A 26,621-nucleotide genomic window follows, 5' to 3' on the forward strand; every position below is an offset into this window, starting at 1 on the left:
CATTGGAGGAACCAACTTGACCGTAAAAGCGATTGTCACCTATCCCGCTGAAATCTTAGAGCAGGAATGCGAGTTAGTGACTGTATTCGATAAAAAATTAGCGAAGCTATTAAATGATATGTATGATACGATGATCGAGTTTGATGGAGTCGGACTTGCCGCTCCCCAAATAGGCATCAATAAACAAATTGCTGTTGTAGATATCGATGATGAATCGGGAACCATTGAAATGATAAATCCAGAGATTCTTGAAACAAAGGGTGAGCAAAATGGAGTGGAAGGCTGTCTGAGCTTTCCCGGACTTTACGGGGAAGTTTCAAGGCCCTACTTTGTCAAAATCAAAGCTCAGGATCGGAAAGGCAGAACCTATACCCTAGAAGCGGAGGATTATTTAGCCCGAGCGATTCAGCATGAAATAGATCATTTACACGGGATTTTATTCACATCAAAGGTAAGCAGATATTTGGAAGAAGATGAGTTAGAGGAAGTGGAAGAAAATGACTAAAATTGTTTTTATGGGAACACCTGATTTCTCCGTACCTGTTCTGCAAAGGATTATAAAAGACGGGTACGAAGTAATTGGGGTGGTCACTCAACCAGACCGTCCTGTAGGGAGAAAACGGGTACTTACCCCTCCTCCTGTCAAGGTTGAGGCGGAAAAGCATGGAATTCCGGTCTATCAACCCGAAAAAATTCGTGAAAAAGAGGCATTGAATGAAATTCTTGCCCTCCAACCAGATTTGATTGTGACGGCTGCCTTTGGACAAATTCTACCGAAGGAGTTATTAGATGCCCCAAGGTATGGCTGTATTAATGTCCATGCCTCTCTTTTACCTGAATTGCGGGGAGGAGCCCCCATGCATTACGCCATTATTCAAGGAAAAAAGAAAACAGGGATCACGATTATGTATATGGTAGAGAAACTGGATGCTGGAGATATGCTCACCCAGGTGGAGGTTCCGATCACCGAAACGGATACGGTTGGTACCCTCCATGACAAGCTGAGCGAGGCTGGTGCCGAGTTATTAGCTGAAACCCTTCCGAAATTATTAAAGGGGGATTTGACGGCTACACCTCAACGGGAGGAAGAGGCCACTTTCGCTTATACCATTAAGCGGGAGCAAGAGAAAATCGATTGGGGAAAATCGGGAGAGGAAATCTATAATCATGTTCGAGGCCTTAATCCATGGCCCGTTGCTTATACAACCTTCCAGGACGCTGTTATGAAAATCTGGTGGGTGGAAAAAATAAAAGGAAAAAGCGCTTCTAAAGGCAAGATCCTTGCGATCGACGAGGACGGCTTTGTTGTAGGGACAGGGAATGATACAGCCGTTAAGATTCTTGAATTACAGCCTTCCGGGAAAAAACGAATGAAGGCGAGTGATTTTTTAAGAGGGGCAAAAATTGCCGTTGGAGACCAACTAGGAGAACATCATGAGTCATAAAGGAAATGTAAGAGAAAATGCGTTAGAGCTTTTACAAACCATCGAAAAAAATCAATCTTATAGCAATCTTTTATTAAATAATGTGATTAAAAAAAATCAGATCTCCGATAAGGATATCGGGTTGCTGACAGAATTAACTTATGGAACTCTGCAAAGAAAGATGACCTTAGACTATTATTTGCAGCCCTTTTTGAAACGAAAAATCGAGCCTTGGGTTCAGCAATTATTACGAATCACCTTGTATCAAATGGTTTACTTAGATAAAATCCCCGATCGTGCCGCCATTTTTGAAGCGGTGGAGATTGCCAAGAAAAGAGGGCATAAAGGGATAGCGAGTATGGTCAACGGAGTGTTAAGAAGCATTCAGAGAGAAGGACAGCCAAGTTTAGAGGAAATTCAGGATCCAATCGAGCGCCTATCGATTGAAACAAGCCATCCTCTTTGGCTTGTGAAAAGGTGGGTCGAACAGCTTGGCTTTGAGAAGACAAAGGCTATGTGTGAAGTGAACTTAACCGCACCCCTTCAAACAGCACGTGTAAATACAGCCAAGATTACAGCTGAAAATTGCTTACAATTGCTTCGGGATGAAGGCTACCAGGTTGAAAGAAGTTCAGTCATTCCAGAAGCGATTAAATGCTTAAAGGGAAATCTCGCCCATTCAAAAGCTTTCAAAGAAGGGTTGATCACCATACAGGATGAAAGCTCAATGATTGTTGCTTATGCTCTTGATGTGAAAAAGGATGAACAGATCCTAGATGCATGTGCAGCACCTGGTGGAAAATCAACTCATATTGCTGAGAAACTACAAAATAGCGGCAAGATTATCTCTCTAGATCTTCATGAGCATAAGGTGAAATTAATTTCGAGCAACGCCAAACGATTAGGCTTAAGTAATATCGATGCAAAGGCAATGGACAGCAGAAAAGTACAGGAACATTTTGAAAAGGAAAGCTTTGATCGTATTCTTCTAGATGCCCCTTGCTCGGGCCTTGGGGTCATGAGAAGGAAGCCAGACATGAAGTATACGAAAAGGGAAGACGATGTTCATAGGCTCCATCAAATTCAGTTTGAACTGCTAGAAGCGGTGACACCTTTATTGAAAAAAGGTGGTATTCTTGTTTATAGTACATGTACGATCGATGTGGAAGAAAATGCTCATGTTGTCAAGAGATTTTTAGACGAGCATCGCGAATTTGAAGGAGATCAAGATTTTGTGGAAAGACTCCCAGAGCCGATACAGCCCCTTTGCGATCCATACTCACTGCAAATATTCCCGCAAGACTTCGGTTCAGATGGATTCTATATTGCCGTATTAAGAAAGAAGGTGTAAGAAATGGAACAGACAACGAGAGAAAAAACAACGACCATTGCACAGAAACCATCCATTTATTCCTTACAATTACAAGAGTTAAAGGACTGGTTAGTGGCGGAGAATGAAAAGGCATTTCGGGCGGAGCAAATTTTTGATTGGCTTTATGGAAAAAGGGTAACAGATTTTGAGGATATGACAAATCTTTCAAAGGGACTCCGTGAAAAGCTCGCAAACCATTTTACGATTACGTCACTCAAAACACTGATTCAGCAAACCTCCTCCGATGGGACAATTAAATTTTTATTCGAGCTTCATGATGGCTTTTCCATTGAAACGGTGTTAATGAGACATGAATACGGGAATTCTGTCTGTGTAACGACTCAGGTTGGCTGCCGAATTGGCTGTACCTTCTGTGCTTCGACACTTGGAGGATTAAAAAGAAATCTGGAAGCAGGAGAAATTGTCTCTCAAGTCGTAAAAGTACAACAGGCACTTGATGAAACAGGTGAGCGAGTTAGTTCTGTCGTGATTATGGGAATAGGAGAGCCGTTTGATAATTTTGATGCGATGCTGTCTTTCTTAAAGATTATTAACCATGATAAGGGCTTAAATATTGGCGCTCGGCATATTACCGTATCAACAAGTGGCATCATTCCAAAAATTTATCAATTTGCTGATGAGAATTTACAGATTAATTTTGCCATCTCTCTCCATGCCCCAAATACAGAATTGAGGAGCCGCCTCATGCCGATCAACCGTGCTTATAAACTTCCAGATTTAATTGAAGCTGTGAAGTATTATATAGAAAAGACTGGTCGCAGGGTGAGCTTTGAATATGGTCTTTTTGGTGGGGTTAATGACCAGGTTGAGCATGCGGAAGAGCTTGCAAAGCTGATAAAAGGATTGAAATGCCATGTGAATTTAATTCCTGTCAACTATGTTCCTGAAAGGGACTATGTTAGAACCCCAAGGGAGCAAATATTTTTATTTGAAAAAACGCTCAAGGACCGTGGAGTAAATGTAACCATTAGAAGAGAGCAAGGACATGATATTGATGCTGCTTGTGGACAGCTTCGTGCAAAGGAGCGAAAAGAGGAGACGAGGTGACTGATTAAATGAAGGCCATTTTTATGACTGACAAAGGGAGAGTCCGTCCAAATAACGAAGATAGTGGCGGAGTGTTTGTTAACAGGAGTGGACAAAGATTAGCGATTGTAGCCGACGGAATGGGGGGCCATCGGGCTGGTGATGTGGCTAGTGCAATGACGGTAAGTGCCCTGCAGGAAATGTGGGAGAACACGGAAGAAATTCAAACAGCCGATGAGGCGGAGGAGTGGCTGCGAACCAATATTGTTAAGGTGAATGCCATGCTTTTTGAACATGCAAGAACCAATACAGAATGTGATGGGATGGGGACAACGGTTGAAGCAGTGATTGTGACGAATCATTTTACAACCGTTGCCCATGTTGGGGATAGTCGCAGTTATATTTTGAATACGAGCGGCTTCAAACAGCTGACAGAGGATCACACACTTGTAAATGAGCTTGTCAGGACGGGGCAAATATCGGAGGAGGATGCTGAGCATCACCCAAGAAAAAATGTGATTTTACGAGCGTTAGGAACCGAACAAGATGTGAAAATTGACGTCAAAACAATCATGTTTGAAGAGGAAGATTTTCTCTTGCTCTGTTCTGATGGATTGTCAAATAAAGTAAACAAAGAAGAAATGATCCGGGTCCTTCAAGATGGAAGTACCTTGGAGGAAAAGGCTGCCACACTCATACAAATAGCGAATGAAAATGGTGGAGAAGATAACATCACCCTTTGTCTTTTAGAATTTGAAGATGGTAGTGAAAGAGGGTGATGGATATATGCTAATTGGAAAAAGAATAAGTGGTCGATACAAAATTCTTGAAATGATCGGCGGAGGTGGGATGGCCAATGTCTATCTAGCACATGACATGATTCTCGATCGGGATGTTGCTGTCAAAATACTTCGGCTTGATTTTTCCAATGATGAGGAATTCATTCGTCGTTTTCGCCGAGAAGCACAGTCGGCTACAAGCCTTGCACATCCGAATATCGTCAATATTTATGATGTTGGCGAGGAGGATTCGATCTATTATATCGTCATGGAATATGTGGATGGGCAGACGCTCAAGCAGTACATACAGCAAAATTCCCCCGTACCTGTGGATAAGGCACTCGACATTCTTCAGCAGCTTACATCTGCTATTTCACATGCGCATCAAAACCATATTATTCATCGTGATATTAAACCTCATAATATTTTGATTGATGCGCATGGGAATGTGAAGATCACGGATTTTGGCATCGCGATGGCGCTAAGTGCAACAAGTATTACTCAAACCAATTCCGTTCTAGGGTCTGTTCACTATTTGTCACCTGAGCAAGCACGAGGAGGAATGGCGAATAAGAAGTCTGATATCTATTCGTTAGGTATTGTCATGTTTGAGCTGTTAACGGGAAGGTTGCCGTTTTCTGGAGAATCGGCTGTGTCAATAGCTTTGAAGCATCTTCAATCTGAAACTCCTTCCATTAGACGCTGGAACCCTTTGATCCCGCAAAGTGTAGAGAATATCGTGCTGAAGGCAACAGCAAAGGATCCGTTTCACCGCTATAATAATGCTGAGGAAATGGAAGAGGATTTAAGAACAGCTCTTGATCCGTCGAGAATGGATGAAAAGAAATTTGAAATTCCAGAGGATAATGATGCAACAAAAGCGATCCCGATTATCACCAATGATCGACCCTATGTAAATTTGGACGAAACCATTGTTCATGGAAAAGAACCATATAACAGCCAACCGAACAATACGGAAGGAAAAACTGAGAAAAAGAAAAAAAAGAAACGAAAGAAATGGCCAGTAATCTTAGCTTCCATCTTTGTTGTTCTTATTATTCTCATTTCGGCAGTAATGATTCTTCCAGATCTATTATCGCCGAAGGAAGTGAGAATTCCTGATGTTGCAGGCATGGAGTTAGAGGATGCCGTGAAAGAGCTTGAGGGCATGGGACTAGTAATTGGTGAAACGACTGAGGTTCCAGATGATGAAATAGAAGAAGGTCTAATTGTTAGAACGAATCCCAAAGCAGGTAAGCTTGTGAAGGAAGGGGCAAAGGTTGATTTATTCCAGAGCACAGGCAAAGAGAAATTTGAAATTGGGGATTATGTAGGACGCAATTATGAAGATGTGTATGAACTATTAAAGGATGAATTCAAGGATATTATCAAGAATGAAGTGAATGATGAAGATGCTCCAGCTGGTGAGATTATCGAGCAGTCCTTTAAGCCGGGTGAAATGGTTGACCCTGAGAAAACAGAGCTGGAGTTCACTGTTAGCTTGGGACCAGTCATTGTGAATTTAAAGGATTTAACAGGCTATAATGAGAAGGGCTTACAGGAATATGCTTCATCAGTCGGCCTCGTGATCGATAGTACGAAGGAAGAATACCATGATACGATTGCCGAAGGGCTTGTCATTTCACAGGACCCGAAAGCAGGCACAGATCTGAAAAAAGGGGATAGGGTCTCCGTTGTTATTTCTAAAGGGAAAAAGGTGATTCCTCCTAAGGATGTCGTAGAAGAAATTTCGATTCCATATGAACCTGCCGAGGAAGGCCAACCGCTAACCGTGCAAATTTTTATCGAGGATATGATCCATAGCAGTACGGATCCGTATCAAACCTTTGACATTACAGCACCGACAACGAGAAGAATAACATTAAAGGTTGCTCCGGATCGGAAGGCGGGCTACAAAGTAATGGTGGATAACCACGTCATTATTGACAAAACCGTTCCGTACCCAGCAGATTAATGGCACTTTTTAAAGTGCTAGGTGCATTGTGCGTAGCATTCATCTAATACAAAACGCAATGGTCGGCATTAAGATCATTGCACAAACCACTACCGTATGAAACATCCTAAAAATTAAAGGAGTGAATATATGCCTGAGGGCAAAATCATTAAGGCATTAGCAGGGTTCTATTATGTACTGACAGATGAAAAGAAAGTGATTCAATGCAGGGGCCGTGGTGTTTTTCGAAAAAACAAGATCAGTCCTTTAGTCGGTGATGAGGTCGTTTTTCAAGCGGATAACGATCAGGAAGGGTATATACTTGAAATTCGAGAGCGAAAAAATGAATTAGTAAGGCCCCCGATTGCGAATGTGGATCAGGCAATTCTGATTTTTTCAAGCGTTGAGCCTGACTTCAGCACCGGCTTATTAGACCGTTTTCTTGTTTTGATTGAGTTCAACCGAATTCGTCCAATTATTTGTATTTCAAAGATGGACCTAACGAGTGAGGATCAACGAAAAGCGATTGAAGCCTATGCCGCACAGTATGAGAAAGCTGGTTACCAGGTACTACTAACCTCCTCAGTCACAGAGGATGGGATCCAGCAATTGCTCCCACTGCTTGAAGGGGAAATCTCCGTATTTGCCGGTCAATCAGGTGTTGGGAAATCTTCGCTCTTGAACGTACTAAAGCCGGATCTAGAACTTGAAACGAATGATATCTCGACCCATTTAGGCCGGGGAAGGCATACAACGAGGCATGTGGAATTAATTGAGATCGGTGATGGACTAGTTGCTGATACCCCAGGGTTTAGTTCTTTGGAGTTCACAGAAATTGAAGTCGAGGATTTAAACTACTGCTTCCCGGAAATTGAAGAGGCAAGCCATCGCTGTAAGTTTCGGGGCTGCCTTCATGTACAAGAGCCGAAATGTGCGGTCAAACAAGCGGTGGATAATGGAGAAATTCCCGATTACCGTTATGAGCATTACAAGCTTTTTCTACAAGAAATAAAAGACAGAAAGCCGAGGTATTAAAATGGTTAAGATTGCACCATCCATTTTATCAGCTGATTTTTCCAAATTGGGAGAGGAAATAAAAGATGTGGAGCTTGGTGGAGCGGATTACATCCATGTCGATGTGATGGATGGACATTTTGTTCCAAATATCACAATTGGGCCACTGATCGTGGAAGCTATCCGTCCAGTGACGAAGCTGCCATTGGATGTTCATCTTATGATTGAAAACCCGGATCAATATGTGGAGGCATTTGCAAAGGCAGGGGCTGATTATATTACCGTTCATGTGGAAGCATGTCGCCATCTGCATCGGACGATCCAGAATATTAAGAGCTACGGAGTGAAGGCAGGGGTGGTATTAAACCCAGCTACTCCGGTTGAATCCATCCAGCATGTGATTGAGGATGTGGACATGGTATTGTTAATGTCGGTTAATCCAGGCTTCGGTGGACAAAAATTTATTCCATCCGTCTTTCCAAAAATTAAGCAGGTCAGAGAAATGGCAGATGAGAAGGGGCTAGACATCGAGATCGAAATCGATGGAGGAGTAAATGAAGAAACAGCGAAGCTCTGTATCGAAGCAGGTGCAAATGTACTTGTGGCAGGGTCTGCTGTGTATAACCAACCAGATCGCAAAAAGGCAATTGAAGCATTAAGAGGGTAGGTCAGCTGTGCATCACAGCTGACTTTTTTCAAGGAGTGATTGTATTTGATTATTCATATTGTCGCAGGTGGTCCCACGAGTGAGCTACCGAATTTAAGTGATTTTGACATTAAGGATGCTTGTTGGGTGGGGGTGGATCGAGGAGTTCTTACTCTTCTTTCTAAAGATATTGAGCCTGTAATGGCATTTGGGGACTTTGATTCAATAACAGACCAAGAACTAACATATGTAAAAGAGCGAATCCAGAAGATCAACATCTATCATCCTGAAAAGGACGAGCCAGATATGGAGCTCGCATTGAACTGGGCTATCGAGCAAAAGCCGGAAAAGATTCGTCTCTTTGGCGGAACAGGTGGCCGCTTGGATCACTTTTTCGCAAATGTTCATTTATTGTTGAAATCGAAAGCAGAAGGAATTCACATAGAGCTGATAAATAAGCAAAATCTTATGTATGTGCAGCATCCCGGTTCATACAAAATCGAAAGAGATCATACGAAAAAATATATTTCATTTTTTCCAGTCTCCGGTTCCGTAGAGAATCTTACCCTTCAGGGCTTTAAGTATCCGCTAAAAAACCGTCATATTCCTGAGTATTCCACCTTATGTGTAAGTAATGAACTAATTGACGATAATGGTACTTTTTCTTTTACAAAAGGCATATTAATGGTGATAAGAAGCAGTGATTAAAAAATCGGTTTTAGTACGAAAATCAAATTCTGGAATATGATGATAAGGAAAATGCTTGGAAAGACGCAGTATTTGTGAGATGGTGAGGAGGGACATGATGAAATTCTATACAATTAAACTTCCGAAATTCTTAGGTGGCATTGTCCGTGCCATGTTAGGAACCTTTAAAAAGGGGTAATCAGTCCAATTCTTTTCTTATGGCAAGACCTTTGTTCGCACCTCATATTCCATTGGGGTGTTTTTTATAAGTGAAACGTGGACAAAATAAAAAGAGTATCCGATTGGATGCTCTTTTTATTTTTTATTATACTCGTTCCACTTTACCTGATTTTAACGCTCTTGCAGAAACCCAAACACGCTTAGGCTTTCCGTCTACAAGGATGCGTACTTTTTGAAGATTTGCACCCCACTTACGCTTATTTGCGTTCATCGCGTGGGAGCGTGCATTACCTGTGGATGTTCCTTTTCCAGTGACAACACATTTACGTGGCATATTAATTCCCTCCTTGCTATGAGTGTGAAGCATTACATTTCATATTGTTAGTGCAATTAAAATTGCCATTCCAAACTTAATGCGAAACACTTTTCGTCATTAAAAGATACTTTAATAATTTATCATACAACCTAGGGGAATGCAAGAGCTGTATTTCAAGTTTTTTACCTTGACATCAAATCAAATAGTGTTACCATACGGAAACATAAAGTGCTTTTCATTGTAAAGGGGATCGTCTATCATAGTTCAGAAGAGTATAGCTTTTAAATTTGCAATGGTTATAGTAAAATGTCTTTAGCAAAGGATTAATTTCCGAAGGGGGAATACCTGTGTCCATTGAATTAAAAACGAACTACGGACAAATTGATATCTCAAATGATGTAATTGCTACAATCGCAGGTGGAGCAGCCGTTGATTGCTATGGTATAGTAGGAATGGCGTCAAAGCAGCAAATAAAAGACGGTTTGACTGAAATACTGCGTAGGGAAAATTTCACTCGTGGTGTCATCGTTCGCCAAGAGAATGATGAGGTTCATATTGACATGTACATTATTGTCAGCTATGGAACGAAAATTTCCGAGGTAGCCCACAATGTCCAATCTAAGGTAAAATACACTTTGGATAAAACTGTGGGTCTTAGTGTTGACTCGGTGAATATCTTTGTTCAAGGCGTTCGTGTTACGAACCTGTAAGTAGTGAGGAGGAAGGTTAGTGTCTATTAAAACATTAGACGGAAAGCGTTTTGCAAGTTTGGTTGCACAAGGTGCTCATCATTTATCGACGAATGCGAAATATGTGGATGCACTGAACGTCTTTCCAGTTCCAGATGGTGATACTGGAACTAACATGAATTTGTCGATGACTTCTGGTGCAAAGGAAGTTAAAAATAACATCCAGGATCATATTGGAAAAGTCGGAATGGCTTTATCGAAAGGGCTTTTGATGGGGGCTCGAGGAAACTCTGGAGTAATTCTATCCCAATTATTCCGTGGCTTCGCGAAATCAATTGAGCAAAAAAGCGCGATTAATGCTGTGGAATTTGCCCAAGCCTTTGATGCGGGTGTTCAGACAGCCTATAAAGCGGTGATGAAGCCAGTAGAAGGAACGATTCTAACAGTGGCAAAAGATGCAGCCAAAAAGGCTGTTGAAATATCCAAAGGAACAGATGATCTTGTTAAGGTCATGGAGGAAATTGTTAAAGAGGCAAAAGCATCGTTGAAAAGAACGCCTGATTTACTTCCTGTCTTAAAAGAAGTGGGAGTAGTCGACAGCGGTGGACAAGGACTTGTCTTTGTTTATGAAGGCTTTCTTGCTGAATTAAAAGGCGAGAAGCTTCCAGAATCTCCAACTGACCTGCCGAATATGGATGAGCTTATTAGTGCAGAGCATCACATGAGCGTTCAAGGCCATATTAACACAGAGGATATCGTATATGGATATTGTACAGAGTTCATGGTTAAGTTTGAGGCAGACAAGCTTAGAAAGAATCCATTTTCTGAAGAACAATTTCGCTTAGACTTAAGCAATTATGGGGATTCTCTTCTTGTGATTGCGGATGAAAATGTCGTTAAAGTACATATACATTCAGAAGAGCCGGGAACATGCTTGTCCTATGGTCAAAGGTACGGCAGCTTGATCAATATGAAAATCGAAAATATGCGTGAACAGCATACGAATATTGTCGGGTCAGATCATCGTGCCGAGGCACCTGCTGTGAAAAAAGAAAAGTTGGAGTATGGAATTGTTACAGTTTCTATGGGAAGCGGAATTGCAGAGCTTTTCCGTAGCATCGGTGCCCATGCGGTTATTGAAGGCGGCCAAACGATGAATCCAAGCACAGAGGATATTGTGAAAGCCATCCAAGAACTAAATGCTGATAAAGTTTTAATCCTGCCTAATAATAAGAATATTATCATGGCTGCTGAGCAAGCGGCAGAGGTTTCGGGTGAACATGTGGTAGTGGTGCCAACCAAGACGGTACCTCAAGGATTAACAGCTCTGCTTGCCTTTAATCCAACAGCCTCTCTTCAAGCAAATAAAGAAGGTATGACTGAAGCCCTGCAGCACGTCAAAACGGGTCAAATTACATATGCTGTTCGTGATACCAATATTGATGGTTTAACGATCGAAAAGGACGATTTTATGGGGATTGCCGATGGAAAAATCGTCTTAAAGGATCCAAACAAAGTGAATGCTGCAAAAGAGCTTCTAAAAACGATGCTAGATGAAGATTCTGAAATCCTTACGATTCTTAAAGGTGAGGATGCGACAGATGAAGAAGCGAGTGAGCTAGCATCCTTTGTAGAGCAGGAATTTGCTGATGTTGAAATAGAAGTGCATGATGGAAAGCAGCCTCTATACGCTTTTATTTTTTCAATAGAATAAATCAAATTTTACTTGCAAAGCATGGCTAACTTAGTCATGCTTTTGTAAGTTAAAAGGAGCTTAAACTTGCCGTGAGTAACAAAGATTTAAAGGGTCCATTGACAGTAATAAAAGGAATTGGTCCTGAAACCGCTGAAGCGCTGGGAGAATTGAATATTTTCACCGTGGAGGATCTTTTAGAACATTATCCTTTTCGATATGAGGATTATCGCTTACGGGATTTAACAGAGGTGGCCCATGAGGAAAGGCTAACGGTTGAAGGAATTGTTCAAAGTGAGCCTTCACTGATGTATTACGGGAGAAAAAAATCCCGTCTTAATGTGAAGCTATTAGTGGGGAATTTTTTGATACAAGTTATTTTCTTTAACCAGCCTTACTTGAAAAATAAGCTTGCCATCAATGAGTACATCCAGGTTACTGGAAAATGGGATATGCATCGACGAACGATCACGGCTTCAGAAATGCAGGTAGGACCATCAAACAAAAAGGAAACCTTATCGCCCATTTATCATGTAAAAGGATCAGTCACGGTCAAGGGGATTCGCAGATTCATTCAGCTCGCTTTCCATCAATTTGGTGACAAGGTAGAAGAGACACTTCCTCAGGCACTTTTAAGAAAATATCGATTGCCAAACAGACGAGATGCGATAAGAATGATTCATTTTCCTCAAGATGAACAAGATATTAAGCAGGCGAGAAGAAGATTTGTCTATGAGGAATTTTTACTTTTTCAGTTAAAAATGCAAGCCTTAAGAAAATTTGAAAGGGAACAATCACATGGGGTCACACATAGCTACGATTCTATGAAACTGAAGGAGTTCATAGAGGGGCTTCCTTTTCCATTGACAAATGCTCAAAAAAGGGTTGTAAACGAGATTCTTACCGATATGAAGTCCCCCTATCGCATGAGCAGGCTCCTTCAAGGGGATGTTGGTTCAGGAAAAACGGTAGTTGCCGCAATTGCTTTATTTGCGAGCCATATGGCTGGTTTTCAAGGAGCACTGATGGTGCCGACAGAAATATTAGCGGAACAGCATGCGGAATCATTAAAATCCCTGCTTGAGCCGTTTGGAGTTAGGTGTGAATTATTAACGAGCTCAGTTAAAGGGAAGCGTAGGAAGGAAGTTCTTGAAAGCTTACAAAATGGAGATATACATGTTCTGATTGGAACCCATGCTTTAATCCAGGAAGAGGTCCATTTTAAACGATTGGGACTTGTGATCACAGATGAGCAGCATCGCTTTGGTGTAGAGCAAAGGAAGGTTCTTCGTGAAAAGGGAGAAAATCCAGATGTCCTTTTTATGACAGCCACTCCTATTCCAAGAACTCTAGCCATTACGGTTTTTGGTGAAATGGATGTCTCTGTTATTGATGAGATGCCTGCTGGAAGAAAAAGAATTGAAACCTATTGGGCAAAGCATGAGATGCTTGAGCGAATACTTGCCTTTATGGAAAAGGAATTGGCTAAAGGGAGACAAGCCTATGTTATCTGTCCATTAATTGAAGAATCCGAAAAGCTCGATGTGCAAAATGCGATCGATGTCCACGCAGCGTTAGCGACTTATTTTCTTGACCGTTATCAAATCGGATTAATGCATGGCAGACTCTCTGCTGATGAAAAGGAAGCTGTCATGAAGGCTTTTAGCAGCAATGAAATTCAAGTACTTGTCTCCACAACTGTTGTCGAGGTAGGGGTCAACGTTCCGAATGCGACAATGATGGTGATTTATGATGCCGAACGTTTTGGTCTTGCACAGCTACACCAGCTTAGAGGGCGTGTTGGTCGGGGCAACGAGCAATCGTACTGTATTTTGCTTGCGGATCCAAAATCAGAGATTGGAAAAGAACGGATGCAAATTATGACTGAAACGAATGATGGCTTTGTTCTTAGTGAAAGGGATCTTGAGCTTAGGGGGCCAGGGGATTTCTTCGGAAGAAAACAAAGTGGTGTTCCTGAATTTAAGCTTGCCGACATGGTTCATGACTATCGTGCCTTAGAAACGGCACGAAATGATGCGGTGATCATGATTCAGTCATCAGCCTTTTGGGAATCTGCGGAATATTCCTCGTTAAGAGAGAGCCTTAGGAAGTCAGATGTATTACAGGGAGAGAAATTAGATTAGGCTGTTGAGAATAGAGTGTATCGAAGATTTCTTCTTGCATTCTTCAGGTTGTAATCATATACTACTATTAGTACCTAGTCTTAACTTCATTCAGCAGAAGTATCCCACTTCTAAAGCGTTAAATAAAAGCTGAATGAAGTATAGCCTCCGGCGGATGCCTCAGATTTTTTAGTGGAAATTTATCGAGCTAGCTCGATAAAAATCTGGGCGCAAATACGCCAAGGCGTATTTGATTTACTTGGACGGTGTCAGCAAATGCGTAGAAATAAGAGAGAACGGCAAGCGTTATTAACCGAAACGATCAAGGAAAATCCTTTTATCACTGACGAAGAGCTTGCTGAAAAATTTTCGGTTAGTGTCCAAACGATTCGGCTGGATAGACTAGAGCTTTCTATCCCTGAATTAAGAGAGAGGATAAAAAATGTTGCGGAAAGAACCTTTGAGGATGAGGTTCGCTCCCTTCCAATCGAAGAGGTTATTGGGGAAATTATCGATATGGAATTAGATAATTCCGCTATATCAATACTAGATATAAAAAGGGAACATGTTTTTAAACGAAATCAAATTGCAAGGGGACATCACCTTTTTGCACAGGCTAATTCATTAGCTGTAGCTGTCATTAATGATGAGCTCGCCTTAACCGCAAAAGCAAATATTCGCTTTACCCGATCCGTCAAGAAAGGAGAAAGGGTTGTTGCCAAAGCGAAGGTGCTGAGCATCGACGAAGGGAAGGGCCGTACCCTTGTAGAGGTAAGTAGTTTTGTTAATAATGAGATAGTCTTTAAAGGAGACTTTGAGATGTATCGTTCCAAGGGATAAAGTAATGCCCTCCTGTTTAGGAGAAATGCTTGTTTAGGTATCCCATCCTGATAATGAATGATTTATCAGAAAACAATTAAATACTAAGGATTGTGACATATATGAAACTAGCGATAGATGCGATGGGTGGGGATCATGCGCCTAAGGAAATCGTACTTGGTGCGATCAAGGCGATCCAAGCCTTTCCGGATATACATATCATTCTTGTTGGTGATGAAGGCAAAATCAAGGAACATCTGACAAATGATGAAAGAATCACAATTGTTCATACGGATGAGGTGATCCTTGGAACGGATGAACCAGTCCGAGCCGTTCGAAGAAAAAAGAATGCTTCCATGGTCTTAGCTGCAAAGCTTGTTGCAGATGGTGAAGCAGATGGCTGTATTTCGGCAGGAAATACGGGGGCATTAATGGCTGCAGGATTATTTGTGGTTGGGAGAATTGAAGGGATCGATCGACCTGCCCTTGCTCCGACTCTTCCGACGATAGGTGGAGAGGGATTTCTTCTTCTTGATGTTGGGGCAAATGTTGACGCAAGACCAGAGCATCTTCTGCAAAACGCATTAATGGGCTCGATTTACTGTGAAAAAGTTAGAGGTGTAGCAAATCCACGTGTGGGATTATTGAATATAGGAACCGAAGAGAAAAAAGGGAATGAGCTTGCTAAGAAATCCTTCGAATTACTTCAGCAAACTGATTTGAATTTCGTTGGAAATGTGGAAGCAAGAGACCTTTTAGAAGGTGTCGCTGATGTAGTGGTGACCGATGGTTTTACTGGAAACATGGTGTTAAAGACGATTGAGGGGACTGCGTTGTCCGTATTCAGTATGCTGAAGACCGCTTTGAGCAGCAGCTTTAAATCAAAGCTAGCAGCAGCCGTTTTGATGCCGCAACTAAGAGAGTTGAAATCCCAAATGGACTACTCAGAATATGGCGGTGCTGGTTTGTTTGGTCTGAAAGCTCCCGTGATTAAGGCGCACGGTTCTTCTGACGCCAATTCATTGTATAATGCTATCCGCCAAACTCGGGACATGGTTCAAAAGGAAGTGACCACAACGATTCGTCAGGTGGTTGAGAAAAAAAGTTAAGAAAAGGGGACATTGAATGGGGAAAATTGCTTTTGTTTTTCCAGGTCAGGGCTCACAAACAGTAGGAATGGGTAATGAGTTAGCTTCGAAATATGAGTCTGTGCGTTCTTTTTTTCAAAAAGCTGATGACAGACTAGGATATTCTCTTTCAAGCATTATTTTTGAAGGCCCTAAAGAGGAACTTACGCTTACGACAAACGCACAACCTGCATTGCTCACGACGAGCATTGCAATTCTTGAGTATTTCAAACAAACCGGGATTGAGCCTGATTTTGTCGCAGGGCATAGCCTTGGTGAATATACTGCTTTAGTTGCTGCAAAAGCTCTCACCTTTGAGGACGGAGTATATGCTGTTCGAAAAAGAGGAGAATTTATGGAAGAGGCTGTTCCAAATGGTGAAGGAACAATGGCCGCTGTTCTTGGATTAGACCGAGATGCGCTGAAACAAGTGACGGATGCTGTTACCCTTGAAGGGAACCCGGTTCAGTTAGCCAATATTAATTGTCCCGGTCAAATCGTCATTTCTGGTTCACGCCTTGGGGTGGAAAAAGCCTCACAAAAGGCGAAGGAGGCAGGCGCCAAAAGGGCCCTGCCACTAGAGGTCAGCGGACCGTTCCATTCGAGCCTAATGAAACCCGCAGCAGACAAGTTTCGTGAGGTTCTTGATCATTTGCCTATTGAGAAGGCGAAGATACCTGTGATTTCGAATGTTTCTGCAGCTGAAATGAGCGAGCCTGATGAAATAAAGGAAAAACTAATTGAACAGTTATATTCCCCCGTTCAATGGGAAGATTCTATCAAGAAAATGATCGATTTAGGAGTTGACACCTTTATTGAAATAGGTCCAGGCAAGGTTTTATCGGGCCTCATCAAAAAAATCGATCGTTCGGTCAAAATCTATTCCGTTTCTGATGAGGAAACTTTCAAGTCCGTTGTTGATGCCTTGAAGGAGGATGAGAAATGAAGCTTGCAGGAAAGAATGCTTTAGTAACGGGTGCGTCTCGAGGGATTGGCAGAGAAATTGCCCTTGAACTCGCTAGACAAGGTGCCAATGTAGCCGTTAACTATGCAGGCAGTGAAAAAAGTGCCAATGATGTTGTAGCAGAAATTGAAGCAATGGGGCGCAAAGCATTTGCCATTCAAGCGAATGTAGCGGATACAGAGGCTGTAGCTGGAATGACAAGTAAAGTAATTGAAGAGTTTGGGAGCCTAGATATTCTCGTAAATAATGCTGGCATTACACGTGATAATCTGATCATGAGGATGAAGGAAGAGGATTGGGATACAGTCATCAATACGAATCTCAAGGGAGTCTTCCTTTGTACAAAAGCGGTCACCCGGCAAATGATGAAGCAAAGAAGCGGTAGAATTATTAACATCGCTTCCATTGTTGGAGTAAGTGGAAACCCGGGTCAAGCGAATTACGTGGCAGCCAAAGCGGGTGTAATCGGACTTACAAAAACAACTGCGAAGGAGCTGGCATCTAGAGGTATCACAGTTAATGCAATAGCACCTGGTTTTATTACAACAGATATGACCGATAAGCTGAATGAGGATTTGAAAGCAGAGATGCTCAAACAGATTCCATTGGCCCGTCTAGGTGACCCTGGAGATATCGCTAAGGTCGTTGTCTTCCTTGCCTCTGAAGATAGCCGTTACATGACCGGACAGACCTTGCATGTGGATGGCGGAATGGTCATGTAGGTAGAAAATCTCGGGGTACATTCAATTATGGCTACTCTGTGGTTTATTATTTTACAAGAATCCACTATAATACCTGAGGGGAGGTGACAAGCATGGCAGATGTTTTAGAACGTGTAACGAAGATTATCGTTGACCGCCTTGGTGTTGAAGAGTCCCAAGTTACTATGGAGGCTACCTTCAAAGAGGACCTAGGTGCAGATTCACTTGACGTAGTTGAACTCGTTATGGAATTAGAAGACGAATTCGATATGGAAATTTCTGATGATGATGCAGAGAAAATTGCAACAGTTGGTGACGCAGTTAACTACATAAAAGCCAAGTCATAACAGCGAATGATTAAAAAGCTCCGTTTTTGTAACGGGGCTTTCTTCTATCAGAATGAGAATTTTTCTAATAAAATGATCTTTGCGTTTTCTGATAAAGAAAAGTAAACTTGAACATGGATATAGTGACTCTTTTTTTGACGCTGTGCTACTGTACAGTGTAGATTTAGCCTTATACGTGTACTTGAACGGGTTTTATTCAGTACGAATAACGTAAGTGAACGTACACGTATAAGGCGGTATAGAGATCAACAAAATAGAGCCTATGAAAAACTAGCAAGGTGGAGGCAATATGCGTAAGAGCGGGATTGATAAAGATAAACGCAATTTTCGAAGTAGAGATAGACATTTTAAAGACCTACAGGATAAATTAGGTGTGCATTTTTTAAATGAGAAATTACTCATTCAAGCATTTACTCATTCATCATATGTGAATGAGCATCGCAAAAAGCCATTTGATGATAATGAAAGGTTAGAATTTTTAGGGGATGCTGTACTAGAATTAACTGTATCGCAATTTCTTTATAATAAATATGCAACGATGAGCGAAGGAGAGTTGACAAAGCTACGGGCTGCGGTTGTTTGTGAGCCTTCCTTGGTTGCCTTTGCCAATGAGCTTGGTTTTGGAGAATTCGTTCTCCTTGGCAAAGGTGAAGAAATGACAGGTGGAAGGACGAGACCAGCCCTCTTAGCGGATGTGTTCGAGGCGTTTGTTGGTGCGCTCTTTCTGGATCAGGGGATTGAGCCAGTTGTTCAATTTCTTGAAAAAGTAGTTTTCCCTAAAATTGATGCAGGTGCTTTTTCTCATGTGATGGATTTCAAAAGTCAACTCCAGGAATTTATTCAAAGAGATGGAACAGGGATGATTAAATACAAGATACTCGAGGAAAAAGGCCCGGCCCATAGCCGAGAATTTGTCTCTCAAGTTCTTTTGAACGGTGAAGAAATTGGAGTAGGTACTGGAAAATCAAAAAAAGAAGCGGAGCAGCATGCTGCTCATATGGCTCTAGAGAAGCTGAGACATGAATAAGAGGAACGAAGGAGGATACAAATGTGCATCTGAAACGTTTGGATGTCATTGGGTTCAAATCATTCGCTGAACGGATAGGAGTTGATTTCGTTCCTGGTGTTACGGCGGTTGTTGGCCCAAATGGTAGTGGTAAAAGCAACATCACGGATGCAATCCGTTGGGTGCTGGGTGAACAATCAGCAAAATCCCTCCGAGGAGCAAAAATGGAGGATATCATTTTTGCAGGCAGTGATTCGAGAAAACCCCTCAATTTTGCCGAGGTAACTCTCACTCTTGAAAATGAAGACCAATTCCTGCCGATCGATTATCAAGAGGTAAGTGTGACAAGAAGAGTGTATCGGTCGGGAGATAGTGAGTTTTTTATTAATAAGCAAGGCTGTCGCTTGAAGGACATTATTGATCTATTTATGGACTCCGGTCTTGGCCGTGAGGCGTTTTCGATTATTAGTCAGGGAAGAGTCGAAGAAATTCTCAACAGTAAGGCTGAGGAACGAAGAACGATTTTTGAAGAGGCGGCCGGAGTCTTAAAATACAAGACAAGAAAGAAAAAAGCAGAAGGAAAGCTAACGGAGACGGAGGAGAACCTGAATCGGGTCAACGATATTATCCATGAACTCGAGGGGCAGGTTGAGCCGTTAAAAATTCAAGCATCCATTGCCCGGGATTATTTACAACAGAAGGAAGAGCTTGAGAAAATCGAAGTGGCCCTTACTGTCTATGAAATCGAGGACTTGCATAAAAAATGGGAACAGTTGTCGGTAGAGCTTGAACGGAATAAGCAAGCCGAAATCCAGCTTTCCACGACCTTACAGGCGAAAGAAGCCAACATGGTTGGGATGCGGGAGGAAATTGCTGCATTAGACGAATCAATTGACGACCTTCAAGCAGTGCTACTTCAAGCAAGTGAGGAGCTTGAGAAGCTTGAGGGGAGGAAAGAGGTCCTCAAAGAACGAAAAAAGAATGCGAAGCAAAACAAAGAGCAGCTGGAGAAATCAATCCTTTCATTAAATACGAAAATCGAGACCCTTACGAACCAGAAAAAAGAGCAGGAAGAGGCCTTGCTTCTCGTAGAAAATGAAGTGAAAGAGCTACAGCGTGCGCTTAATGAAAAACAGCATATGCTTAAGCTTTTTAGCGAAAATATTGAAGAAAAAATAGAGTCGCTGAAGAGTGATTATATTGAAATCTTAAATCGGACAGCCTCCTACAAAAATGAACTGCAAAATATTGATAACCAATTGGGACAGCAGTCTCTTCGCAGCGAAAAACTGAAAGATGATAACAAAAAGTTTATTGAGGATCGTCGTCAAATAAGTGATAAACGAAAAGGAATTCTTGCACTCTTAAAGGAAGTACAAAACGAACTGGAAGAACAGGTTCATATTTATCGAAATGAACAAAAAAAGCTTGAAAGTCTGCGTGCAGAGTATGATAAACAGGAGTCGACCCTTTACCAAGCTTATCAATATTTACAAAAAGCGAAATCAAGAATCGATATGCTTGAGGAAATGGAGGAGGACTATTCCGGCTTTTTCCAAGGGGTCAAGGAGATTCTAAAGGCTAGAAATAGCAAGCTTTCGGGGATTGAAGGGGCAGTTGCTGAGCTCATTTCCGTTCCTAAGGAATATGAAGTGGCGGTAGAAACCGCCTTAGGTGCTGCCATGCAGCATGTTGTTGTATCTACAGAGGAAAGTGCTAGACAAGCCATTCAATATTTAAAGCAGCACGCATTTGGAAGGGCAACCTTTTTACCCTTAAGTGTCATAAAGGGAAAATCTCTTTCATTTCAGCAGCTTCAAAGTATTCAAAGCCACCCATCATTCATTGGTGTTGCATCAGATTTGATTGGCTTTGATAAAAAATATGTTGATTGTATCACAAGCCTACTTGGAACGGTTGTTGTCACGAAGGATTTAAAAGGTGCTAATGAAATGGCAAGGATTCTTCAATACCGCTGCAGGTTTGTAACAGTGGATGGAGATGTGGTGAACACAGGCGGGTCGATGACAGGTGGTGCTCTAAAGCAAAAGCAATCCTCTCTTCTTAGTAGAAAAAGTGAGCTTGAGGATCTGCAGGCAAAGCTCTTAGAGATGGAACGACAAACAACCGCAAAGGAGGACCACGTCAAGCAGCTGAAAGCGAGTATCCAAGCACAAGTTGCTCATATTGACTCTTTGCGAAAAAACGGAGAGGATCTCCGTATTAAGGAGCAAGCCATTAAAGGAGATTTACGTGAGGTTGAAATAGAGGAAAAGAGTATCAATGAAAAGCTGGCTCTATACGATCTCAATATTTCTCAATATGGAGAAGAACAAAAGAAATTGAATGCCCGAAAAGATGAATTGTCCGCTTCATTACAAAAGGCAGAAATGGAAATCTCCAATTTGGAGTTACAAATTCAACAATTAACAGAGCAGAAAAATACACAAGCCTCCTCGAAGGAATCGGTAACGGAGGAAATAAATAAGCTGAAAATTAAACTAGCTGCAATCAATGAGCAGGCACTTCATGCCAAGAAAAACCTCTCACGAACAGTGGAGGAGCTAGCAGAGAATGAGGCTAGCCATGCATTATTAACGGAGGACCTTGCACTGCTCACCTCTGAGATGTCTGACAGTACATCTGGTGAGGAATCAATAGAGGAAGCGGCCGCAAGAAAGCTAGAGGATAAAAATGCAACGATTAAGCTTATTTCCTCTCGCCGTGAGGAACGTCTCGGATTGCATAATCAGGTTGAGGATCTTGAGCTTGAAGTCAAAGAGCTGAAAAGACAGCAGCGTGGCCTCATTGGTGTTCTTAAGGATGAAGAGATCAAGCTTAATCGGATTGATGTGGAGCTTGAGAATCGTTTAAATCAACTACGGGAAGAATATTTGCTTTCTTTTGAGGCAGCAAAAGAGGATTTCCCATTAACGATCCCAGTAGAAGAGGCTAGAAAAAAGGTCAAGTTAATTAAGCTATCGATTGAAGAGCTTGGAACCGTTAACCTCGGAGCAATCGAAGAGTATGATCGTGTATCAGAGCGCTATGAATTTTTGCTGGAACAAAAGAATGATCTCCAGGAAGCAAAGGAAACACTCTTCCAGGTTATCGATGAAATGGACGTAGAAATGAAAAAACGGTTTGAGGAAACCTTTACAGGGATTCGTTCTCATTTTGAATCGGTTTTCCAATCCCTCTTTGGTGGTGGACGAGCGGATCTGTATTTGACAGACCCAACGGATCTATTGAATACAGGTGTTGAAATTGTTGCACAGCCACCAGGGAAGAAATTACAGAACCTTGGATTGTTGTCAGGGGGAGAAAGAGCGCTAACTGCGATTGCCTTGTTATTTTCAATCTTAAAGGTTCGTCCGGTTCCATTTTGCATACTTGATGAGGTGGAAGCTGCATTAGATGAAGCGAATGTCCATCGATTTAGTCAATATTTGAAACGCTACAGCCATGAAACTCAGTTTATCGTCATCACTCATCGCAAGGGTACGATGGAGGGGGCAGATGTTCTGTATGGAGTGACGATGCAGGAATCAGGGGTTTCGAAATTGGTCTCCGTTCGACTTGAGGAAACGAAAGAATTAGTAGAATTGTAGGATGTGAATGGAATGAGTTTTTTTAAGAAGCTGAAGGAAAAGATTACGAAACAAACGGATGCTGTTACCGAGAAATTTAAAGAAGGCCTAACGAAGACAAGAGATAATTTTTCTGGACGAGTCAATGAATTGGTTGCACGCTATCGTAAGGTCGATGAGGACTTTTTCGAGGAGCTTGAGGAAATCTTAATTTCAGCCGATGTTGGATTTGAAACGGTCATGGAACTAATTGATGAGCTGAAAATGGAGGTTAAAAGAAGAAATATTCAGGATCCACAGGAGGTCCAAGGCGTCATTTCCGAAAAGCTTGTCGAAATCTATGAGGGTGGGGATGAAGCATCTTCAGAATTAAACATTCAGGAGGAAGGCTTGACCGTCCTGTTGTTTGTTGGTGTCAATGGTGTGGGCAAGACGACGACCATCGGGAAGCTTGCTCATAAGTTTAAGTCAGAAGGAAAAAATGTCGTCCTTGCTGCGGGGGATACGTTCCGTGCAGGAGCGATTGAGCAGCTAGAGGTTTGGGGAGAAAGAGTCGGTGTCGAGGTGATCAAGCAAGGTGCTGGTTCCGACCCTGCAGCAGTCATGTTTGATGCAATCCAGGCTGCAAAATCGAGAAATGCCGATATTTTAATTTGTGATACGGCTGGACGCCTACAAAATAAAGTGAATTTAATGAAGGAGCTTGAAAAAGTCAAACGCGTGATTGAAAGGGAGGTCCCAGGTGCTCCTCACGAGGTTCTACTTGTCCTGGATGCAACGACAGGACAAAATGCCTTAATTCAAGCAAAAACCTTTAAAGAAGCGACGAATGTGAGTGGAATCGTGCTTACGAAGCTCGATGGAACGGCAAAGGGTGGAATTGTTCTTGCGATTCGCAATGAGCTAGGCATTCCGGTGAAATTTGTCGGACTTGGCGAGAAAATGGATGATCTGCAGGAATTTAATGCTGAGCAATATGTGTATGGACTATTCGCGGATTTGGTGGAGAAGGAAGAGCTGTCTGGCTCTGGCGACTAGCTCCTTGAGTCGCTTAAGTCCTGATGGTGCAGTCATAGAGCAGACTTCTCCTTCTGGACTTCCAGCGCTTGTCGGGGCTTAACAAGTCGTCTCTGCTTTTCTATGTGTAAAGATAATACCTTGACATCTTTTTGGAATGTGTGTACACTGTCAATGTAAAGGCTTTTCACTTAACAAGGAGGGATGAGCTGTGCTAGAAAAGACAACTCGAATCAATTACTTATATGATTTCTACCAATCCTTGTTAACACCAAAACAACAAAGCTATATGTCTCTCTATTATCTGGATGATTTTTCATTAGGAGAAATTGCCGATGAATATGGTGTTAGTCGGCAGGCTGTGTACGATAACATTAAGCGTACGGAAGCAATGCTCGAGGAATACGAGGAAAAGCTACATTTATTTAATAAATTTCAACATCGAAGCAAGCTCCTTCAGAAGATGAGGCAGGCCTTGGAGGAAGACTCTTCATCTAAAGAGGCGTTAATTGAGGCGCTAGCAGAGCTCGAGAAATTGGATTAGGAGGCGGCAAGTATGGCGTTTGAAGGATTAGCCGACCGACTGCAAAGCACGATGCAAAAGATCCGCGGAAAAGGGAAAGTGAATGAAGCGGATGTAAAAGAAATGATGCGCGAGGTTCGTCTTGCCTTACTTGAAGCGGACGTTAACTTCAAAGTTGTCAAAGAATTCGTAAAAAAGGTGAGTGAGCGGGCTGTTGGGCAAGAAGTGCTAAAGAGCTTAACACCAGGTCAGCAGGTTATCAAAGTTGTGAAAGAAGAGCTCACAAATCTGATGGGTGGCGAGGAAAGCAAAATTGCCGTCGCTAATCGTCCACCTACTGTCATTATGATGGTCGGCCTGCAGGGTGCTGGTAAAACAACAACGACAGGAAAGCTTGCAAACCTACTTCGAAAGAAATACAACCGTAATCCATTGCTTGTGGCTGGGGATATTTACCGTCCTGCGGCAATTAAGCAGCTCGAAACACTAGGCAAGCAGCTGAATATGCCGGTGTTCTCCCTTGGAGACCAGGTAAGTCCAGTGGAAATCGCCAAGCAAGCGATTGAGAAGGCAAAAGAGGACCATCATGATTATGTTCTCATTGATACGGCAGGTCGATTGCATGTCGACGAGGAATTGATGGGTGAATTAAAGGATATTAAAGAGTTAACAAATCCAAATGAAATCTTCCTTGTCGTTGATGCGATGACAGGTCAGGATGCTGTCAATGTGGCCCAAAGCTTTAATGAACAGCTTGGTCTAACGGGAGTTGTTTTGACAAAGCTTGATGGTGATACTCGCGGTGGTGCTGCCCTTTCCATTCGTTCCGTCACGAACACACCGATTAAATTTGTTGGTCTCGGGGAGAAGCTCGATGCTTTAGAAGCGTTCCACCCAGAACGAATGGCTTCCCGTATTCTTGGAATGGGCGACGTCCTCACATTAATTGAAAAGGCACAGGCCAACGTTGATGAGGAAAAAGCGAAGGAACTTGAGCAGAAAATGCGAACAGCTTCCTTTACCCTTGATGATTTCCTCGAACAGCTTGGACAGGTTCGTAATATGGGACCACTGGAGGATCTCTTGAAGATGATGCCAGGTGCCAATAAGATCAAAGGGCTTAACAATTTGCAAATAGATGAGAAGCAGATTTCCCATGTTGAGGCCATCATCCAGTCCATGACCAAGGAGGAAAAGACAAACCCTGAAATCATCACAGCTGGTCGACGCAAGCGGATTGCGAAGGGAAGCGGTACCTCTGTACCTGAGGTGAATCGTCTTTTAAAGCAATTTGAGGATATGAAGAAAATGATGAAGCAAATGACAGGAATGCAGCAAAAGGCAAAGAAAAAGGGCAAGAAACGAGGCGGCTTTAACCTTCCTTTTAACCCTTTTCAATAGGTTAGTTATGCTTAGTTAGCGGAACGGTAGCCCCTGTAGCGTGCCTTTGTTTTGTTAAAAACAGCAGCACGTGGAAGGGTGCTACCGAGGAGCGCAATAGTAGGGAATCAAATAAAAAATCTGTACTGACAAGAAAAAACACTTTACAAACTAATTAACAATCTGTTATTATTCTATCTTGTGTGAAACTATTCGGAGGTGCTATAAAACATGGCAGTAAAAATTCGTTTAAAGCGTATGGGAGCAAAAAAATCTCCTTTTTATCGTATCGTAGTAGCTGATTCTCGTTCTCCTCGTGATGGACGTTTCATTGAAACAGTAGGAACTTACAACCCAGTAGCTGATCCAGCTATCGTGGACATCAATGAAGAATTAGCTCTTAAATGGTTGAAGGATGGAGCAAAGCCATCTGACACAGTTCGCAACCTATTCTCAAAACAAGGCATTATGGAGAAATTCCATAACGCTAAGTACAGCAAGTAAGGATAGACATGAAAGAGCTTATTGAAACAATTGTCAAGCCGCTTGTTGACTTTCCTGAGGATGTTCAGGTGAACGCCTTAGAAGAGTCGGACCGAGTTACGTACAAGCTTAATGTGAATAAGAATGACATGGGCAAGGTAATCGGAAAACAAGGGCGTGTCGCTAAAGCCATTCGGACTGTTGTCTATGCAGCGGGATCATCTGGACAGAAGAAGATCTTTTTAGAAATTGTTGAATAAGTTTAAGATGAATTACAGCAGGAAGGAGGGGAAACCCTCCTTCTTTTCACTATTAAAGCATTCTAACCATTCGCTAAGGGGGCGCTAGCTTTGCTTGTCCTTCAAAATATAGTCGTGAAACAGGTGCTTACGAAAAAGAGTAAAGAACAATTGCTTAGCAAGTACGAAGGAAATCTGCTTCAGTTAAAAAAAGAGTGCGAACAGCTACGCTTTGAGTTGAAAAAGCTAGAAAAAACAAAAAAGTTTCAAACAGCTAACGTAAAAAAGCATTTTGAAAAAGAGATACATATGCGTGAGGAAAAGATCAAGCTGCTTGAGTTTCAAATCGAACAATTACATATGCTACCTTTAGGAAGTGAACTAAAGGAGAGAGAAATACAAGGAATTGTTGAAGTTAAAGTTGGCGACACTTGGGAGGATACGGTTACGAATAAAACCATTATTATTAAGGATGGCATCGTAGCTGAAATTCGATAGAGG

27 protein-coding genes are annotated in these 26,621 nt (G+C 42.1%); 26 read left to right on the forward strand and 1 reads right to left on the reverse strand.

Annotation, left to right across the window (positions count from 1 at the left end; translation table 11 throughout):
* Positions 1 to 16 precede the first annotated feature (16 nt).
* From def to spoVM, 10 genes are all read left to right on the forward strand, one after another.
* The gene (gene def, locus J2S07_RS11200) at positions 17 to 505 is read left to right on the forward strand and encodes a peptide deformylase (RefSeq protein WP_307150484.1); all 489 of its coding nucleotides are present in this window, start codon (positions 17 to 19) and stop codon (positions 503 to 505) included.
* Positions 498 to 1,445: a methionyl-tRNA formyltransferase gene (gene fmt / locus J2S07_RS11205; protein WP_307150485.1), complete on the forward strand. Its 948-nt coding sequence runs from the start codon at positions 498 to 500 to the stop codon at positions 1,443 to 1,445. Before def ends, fmt begins: the two co-directional genes overlap by 8 nt.
* Positions 1,435 to 2,775, forward strand: a complete 1,341-nt coding sequence (rsmB, locus tag J2S07_RS11210; RefSeq protein ID WP_307150486.1) for a 16S rRNA (cytosine(967)-C(5))-methyltransferase RsmB — start codon at positions 1,435 to 1,437, stop codon at positions 2,773 to 2,775. Before fmt ends, rsmB begins: the two co-directional genes overlap by 11 nt.
* Before the next feature lie 3 nt (positions 2,776 to 2,778).
* Positions 2,779 to 3,864 carry a dual-specificity RNA methyltransferase RlmN gene (gene rlmN / locus J2S07_RS11215; protein ID WP_307150487.1) on the forward strand — a complete coding sequence of 362 codons (1,086 nt, stop codon included), beginning with the start codon at positions 2,779 to 2,781 and terminating at the stop codon, positions 3,862 to 3,864.
* Between the two features lie 8 nt (positions 3,865 to 3,872).
* Positions 3,873 to 4,622, forward strand: a complete 750-nt coding sequence (locus J2S07_RS11220) for a Stp1/IreP family PP2C-type Ser/Thr phosphatase (protein WP_307150488.1) — start codon at positions 3,873 to 3,875, stop codon at positions 4,620 to 4,622.
* Positions 4,623 to 4,629: 7 nt separating this feature from the next.
* Complete coding sequence (gene pknB / locus J2S07_RS11225; RefSeq protein WP_307150489.1) at positions 4,630 to 6,597, forward strand: Stk1 family PASTA domain-containing Ser/Thr kinase; 1,968 nt, start codon at positions 4,630 to 4,632, stop codon at positions 6,595 to 6,597.
* A 129-nt stretch (positions 6,598 to 6,726) separates the two neighbouring features.
* Positions 6,727 to 7,611, forward strand: coding sequence for a ribosome small subunit-dependent GTPase A (rsgA, locus tag J2S07_RS11230; RefSeq protein ID WP_307150490.1), 885 nt, complete (start codon positions 6,727 to 6,729; stop codon positions 7,609 to 7,611).
* A 1-nt stretch (position 7,612) separates the two neighbouring features.
* Entirely contained in the window at positions 7,613 to 8,257 is a 645-nt protein-coding gene (gene rpe, locus J2S07_RS11235; RefSeq protein ID WP_307150491.1) for a ribulose-phosphate 3-epimerase, read from the forward strand.
* 45 nt (positions 8,258 to 8,302) lie between these two features.
* Complete coding sequence (locus tag J2S07_RS11240; RefSeq protein ID WP_307150492.1) at positions 8,303 to 8,944, forward strand: thiamine diphosphokinase; 642 nt, start codon at positions 8,303 to 8,305, stop codon at positions 8,942 to 8,944.
* A gap of 97 nt (positions 8,945 to 9,041) precedes the next feature.
* Positions 9,042 to 9,122, forward strand: coding sequence for a stage V sporulation protein SpoVM (gene spoVM, locus J2S07_RS11245; RefSeq protein WP_017551496.1), 81 nt, complete (start codon positions 9,042 to 9,044; stop codon positions 9,120 to 9,122).
* Positions 9,123 to 9,248: 126 nt separating this feature from the next.
* Here spoVM and rpmB read toward each other — a convergent pair whose 3' ends face one another.
* Entirely contained in the window at positions 9,249 to 9,437 is a 189-nt protein-coding gene (rpmB, locus tag J2S07_RS11250; protein WP_307150493.1) for a 50S ribosomal protein L28, read from the reverse strand.
* A gap of 329 nt (positions 9,438 to 9,766) precedes the next feature.
* Between rpmB and J2S07_RS11255 the strand changes: the two genes are divergently transcribed.
* The 16 genes from J2S07_RS11255 (at position 9,767) to J2S07_RS11330 (ending at position 26,618) form a co-directional block, all read left to right on the forward strand.
* Positions 9,767 to 10,129 (forward strand): Asp23/Gls24 family envelope stress response protein, encoded by a 363-nt coding sequence (locus J2S07_RS11255; protein ID WP_307150494.1) that lies wholly within the window; start codon positions 9,767 to 9,769, stop codon positions 10,127 to 10,129.
* Between the two features lie 19 nt (positions 10,130 to 10,148).
* Positions 10,149 to 11,822, forward strand: a complete 1,674-nt coding sequence (gene fakA, locus J2S07_RS11260; protein WP_307150495.1) for a fatty acid kinase ATP-binding subunit FakA — start codon at positions 10,149 to 10,151, stop codon at positions 11,820 to 11,822.
* A gap of 71 nt (positions 11,823 to 11,893) precedes the next feature.
* Positions 11,894 to 13,945, forward strand: a complete 2,052-nt coding sequence (recG, locus tag J2S07_RS11265; RefSeq protein ID WP_307150496.1) for an ATP-dependent DNA helicase RecG — start codon at positions 11,894 to 11,896, stop codon at positions 13,943 to 13,945.
* A gap of 255 nt (positions 13,946 to 14,200) precedes the next feature.
* A complete protein-coding gene (fapR, locus tag J2S07_RS11270) occupies positions 14,201 to 14,764 on the forward strand; it encodes a transcription factor FapR (protein WP_307150497.1) in 564 nt (187 codons plus the stop codon).
* A 101-nt stretch (positions 14,765 to 14,865) separates the two neighbouring features.
* Positions 14,866 to 15,852 (forward strand): phosphate acyltransferase PlsX, encoded by a 987-nt coding sequence (gene plsX, locus J2S07_RS11275; protein ID WP_307150498.1) that lies wholly within the window; start codon positions 14,866 to 14,868, stop codon positions 15,850 to 15,852.
* Between the two features lie 16 nt (positions 15,853 to 15,868).
* Positions 15,869 to 16,816 (forward strand): ACP S-malonyltransferase, encoded by a 948-nt coding sequence (gene fabD, locus J2S07_RS11280; protein WP_307150499.1) that lies wholly within the window; start codon positions 15,869 to 15,871, stop codon positions 16,814 to 16,816.
* A complete protein-coding gene (gene fabG / locus J2S07_RS11285) occupies positions 16,813 to 17,556 on the forward strand; it encodes a 3-oxoacyl-[acyl-carrier-protein] reductase (RefSeq protein WP_307150500.1) in 744 nt (247 codons plus the stop codon). The genes fabD and fabG overlap by 4 nt, the downstream gene beginning before the upstream one ends.
* Before the next feature lie 92 nt (positions 17,557 to 17,648).
* Entirely contained in the window at positions 17,649 to 17,882 is a 234-nt protein-coding gene (acpP, locus tag J2S07_RS11290; protein WP_307150501.1) for an acyl carrier protein, read from the forward strand.
* Positions 17,883 to 18,171: 289 nt separating this feature from the next.
* A complete protein-coding gene (rnc, locus tag J2S07_RS11295) occupies positions 18,172 to 18,909 on the forward strand; it encodes a ribonuclease III (RefSeq protein ID WP_307150502.1) in 738 nt (245 codons plus the stop codon).
* 23 nt (positions 18,910 to 18,932) lie between these two features.
* The gene (gene smc / locus J2S07_RS11300; protein ID WP_307150503.1) at positions 18,933 to 22,499 is read left to right on the forward strand and encodes a chromosome segregation protein SMC; all 3,567 of its coding nucleotides are present in this window, start codon (positions 18,933 to 18,935) and stop codon (positions 22,497 to 22,499) included.
* A 12-nt stretch (positions 22,500 to 22,511) separates the two neighbouring features.
* The gene (ftsY, locus tag J2S07_RS11305; protein ID WP_307150504.1) at positions 22,512 to 23,516 is read left to right on the forward strand and encodes a signal recognition particle-docking protein FtsY; all 1,005 of its coding nucleotides are present in this window, start codon (positions 22,512 to 22,514) and stop codon (positions 23,514 to 23,516) included.
* A gap of 190 nt (positions 23,517 to 23,706) precedes the next feature.
* On the forward strand, positions 23,707 to 24,039 hold the full coding sequence (locus tag J2S07_RS11310; RefSeq protein ID WP_307150505.1) for a putative DNA-binding protein: 333 nt from the start codon (positions 23,707 to 23,709) through the stop codon (positions 24,037 to 24,039).
* 12 nt (positions 24,040 to 24,051) lie between these two features.
* Positions 24,052 to 25,419, forward strand: a complete 1,368-nt coding sequence (gene ffh, locus J2S07_RS11315) for a signal recognition particle protein (RefSeq protein WP_307150506.1) — start codon at positions 24,052 to 24,054, stop codon at positions 25,417 to 25,419.
* 210 nt (positions 25,420 to 25,629) lie between these two features.
* Positions 25,630 to 25,902 carry a 30S ribosomal protein S16 gene (rpsP, locus tag J2S07_RS11320; protein ID WP_307150507.1) on the forward strand — a complete coding sequence of 91 codons (273 nt, stop codon included), beginning with the start codon at positions 25,630 to 25,632 and terminating at the stop codon, positions 25,900 to 25,902.
* Positions 25,903 to 25,910: 8 nt separating this feature from the next.
* The gene (locus tag J2S07_RS11325; protein ID WP_307150508.1) at positions 25,911 to 26,141 is read left to right on the forward strand and encodes a KH domain-containing protein; all 231 of its coding nucleotides are present in this window, start codon (positions 25,911 to 25,913) and stop codon (positions 26,139 to 26,141) included.
* Positions 26,142 to 26,231: 90 nt separating this feature from the next.
* A complete protein-coding gene (locus J2S07_RS11330) occupies positions 26,232 to 26,618 on the forward strand; it encodes a YlqD family protein (protein WP_307150509.1) in 387 nt (128 codons plus the stop codon).
* The last annotated feature ends 3 nt before the right edge of the window (positions 26,619 to 26,621 follow it).

Origin of the sequence: Anoxybacillus andreesenii, assembly GCF_030813005.1 — a bacterium.
Taxonomy (GTDB): Bacteria; Bacillota; Bacilli; order Bacillales; family Cytobacillaceae; genus Robertmurraya; species Robertmurraya andreesenii.

Excerpts from the sequence above, each read along its gene's own strand:
- fmt (WP_307150485.1), top strand. The coding sequence starts at position 498 with ATGACTAAAATTGTTTTTATGGGAACACCTGATTTCTCCGTACCTGTT.
- rsmB (WP_307150486.1), top strand. The coding sequence starts at position 1,435 with ATGAGTCATAAAGGAAATGTAAGAGAAAATGCGTTAGAGCTTTTACAA.
- rlmN (WP_307150487.1), top strand. The coding sequence starts at position 2,779 with ATGGAACAGACAACGAGAGAAAAAACAACGACCATTGCACAGAAACCA.
- J2S07_RS11220 (WP_307150488.1), top strand. The coding sequence starts at position 3,873 with ATGAAGGCCATTTTTATGACTGACAAAGGGAGAGTCCGTCCAAATAAC.
- pknB (WP_307150489.1), top strand. The coding sequence starts at position 4,630 with ATGCTAATTGGAAAAAGAATAAGTGGTCGATACAAAATTCTTGAAATG.
- rsgA (WP_307150490.1), top strand. The coding sequence starts at position 6,727 with ATGCCTGAGGGCAAAATCATTAAGGCATTAGCAGGGTTCTATTATGTA.
- rpe (WP_307150491.1), top strand. The coding sequence starts at position 7,613 with ATGGTTAAGATTGCACCATCCATTTTATCAGCTGATTTTTCCAAATTG.
- spoVM (WP_017551496.1), top strand. The coding sequence starts at position 9,042 with ATGAAATTCTATACAATTAAACTTCCGAAATTCTTAGGTGGCATTGTC.
- rpmB (WP_307150493.1), bottom strand. The coding sequence starts at position 9,437 with ATGCCACGTAAATGTGTTGTCACTGGAAAAGGAACATCCACAGGTAAT.
- fapR (WP_307150497.1), top strand. The coding sequence starts at position 14,201 with ATGCGTAGAAATAAGAGAGAACGGCAAGCGTTATTAACCGAAACGATC.
- plsX (WP_307150498.1), top strand. The coding sequence starts at position 14,866 with ATGAAACTAGCGATAGATGCGATGGGTGGGGATCATGCGCCTAAGGAA.
- fabD (WP_307150499.1), top strand. The coding sequence starts at position 15,869 with ATGGGGAAAATTGCTTTTGTTTTTCCAGGTCAGGGCTCACAAACAGTA.
- fabG (WP_307150500.1), top strand. The coding sequence starts at position 16,813 with ATGAAGCTTGCAGGAAAGAATGCTTTAGTAACGGGTGCGTCTCGAGGG.
- acpP (WP_307150501.1), top strand. The coding sequence starts at position 17,649 with ATGGCAGATGTTTTAGAACGTGTAACGAAGATTATCGTTGACCGCCTT.
- rnc (WP_307150502.1), top strand. The coding sequence starts at position 18,172 with ATGCGTAAGAGCGGGATTGATAAAGATAAACGCAATTTTCGAAGTAGA.
- ftsY (WP_307150504.1), top strand. The coding sequence starts at position 22,512 with ATGAGTTTTTTTAAGAAGCTGAAGGAAAAGATTACGAAACAAACGGAT.
- ffh (WP_307150506.1), top strand. The coding sequence starts at position 24,052 with ATGGCGTTTGAAGGATTAGCCGACCGACTGCAAAGCACGATGCAAAAG.
- rpsP (WP_307150507.1), top strand. The coding sequence starts at position 25,630 with ATGGCAGTAAAAATTCGTTTAAAGCGTATGGGAGCAAAAAAATCTCCT.
- J2S07_RS11325 (WP_307150508.1), top strand. The coding sequence starts at position 25,911 with ATGAAAGAGCTTATTGAAACAATTGTCAAGCCGCTTGTTGACTTTCCT.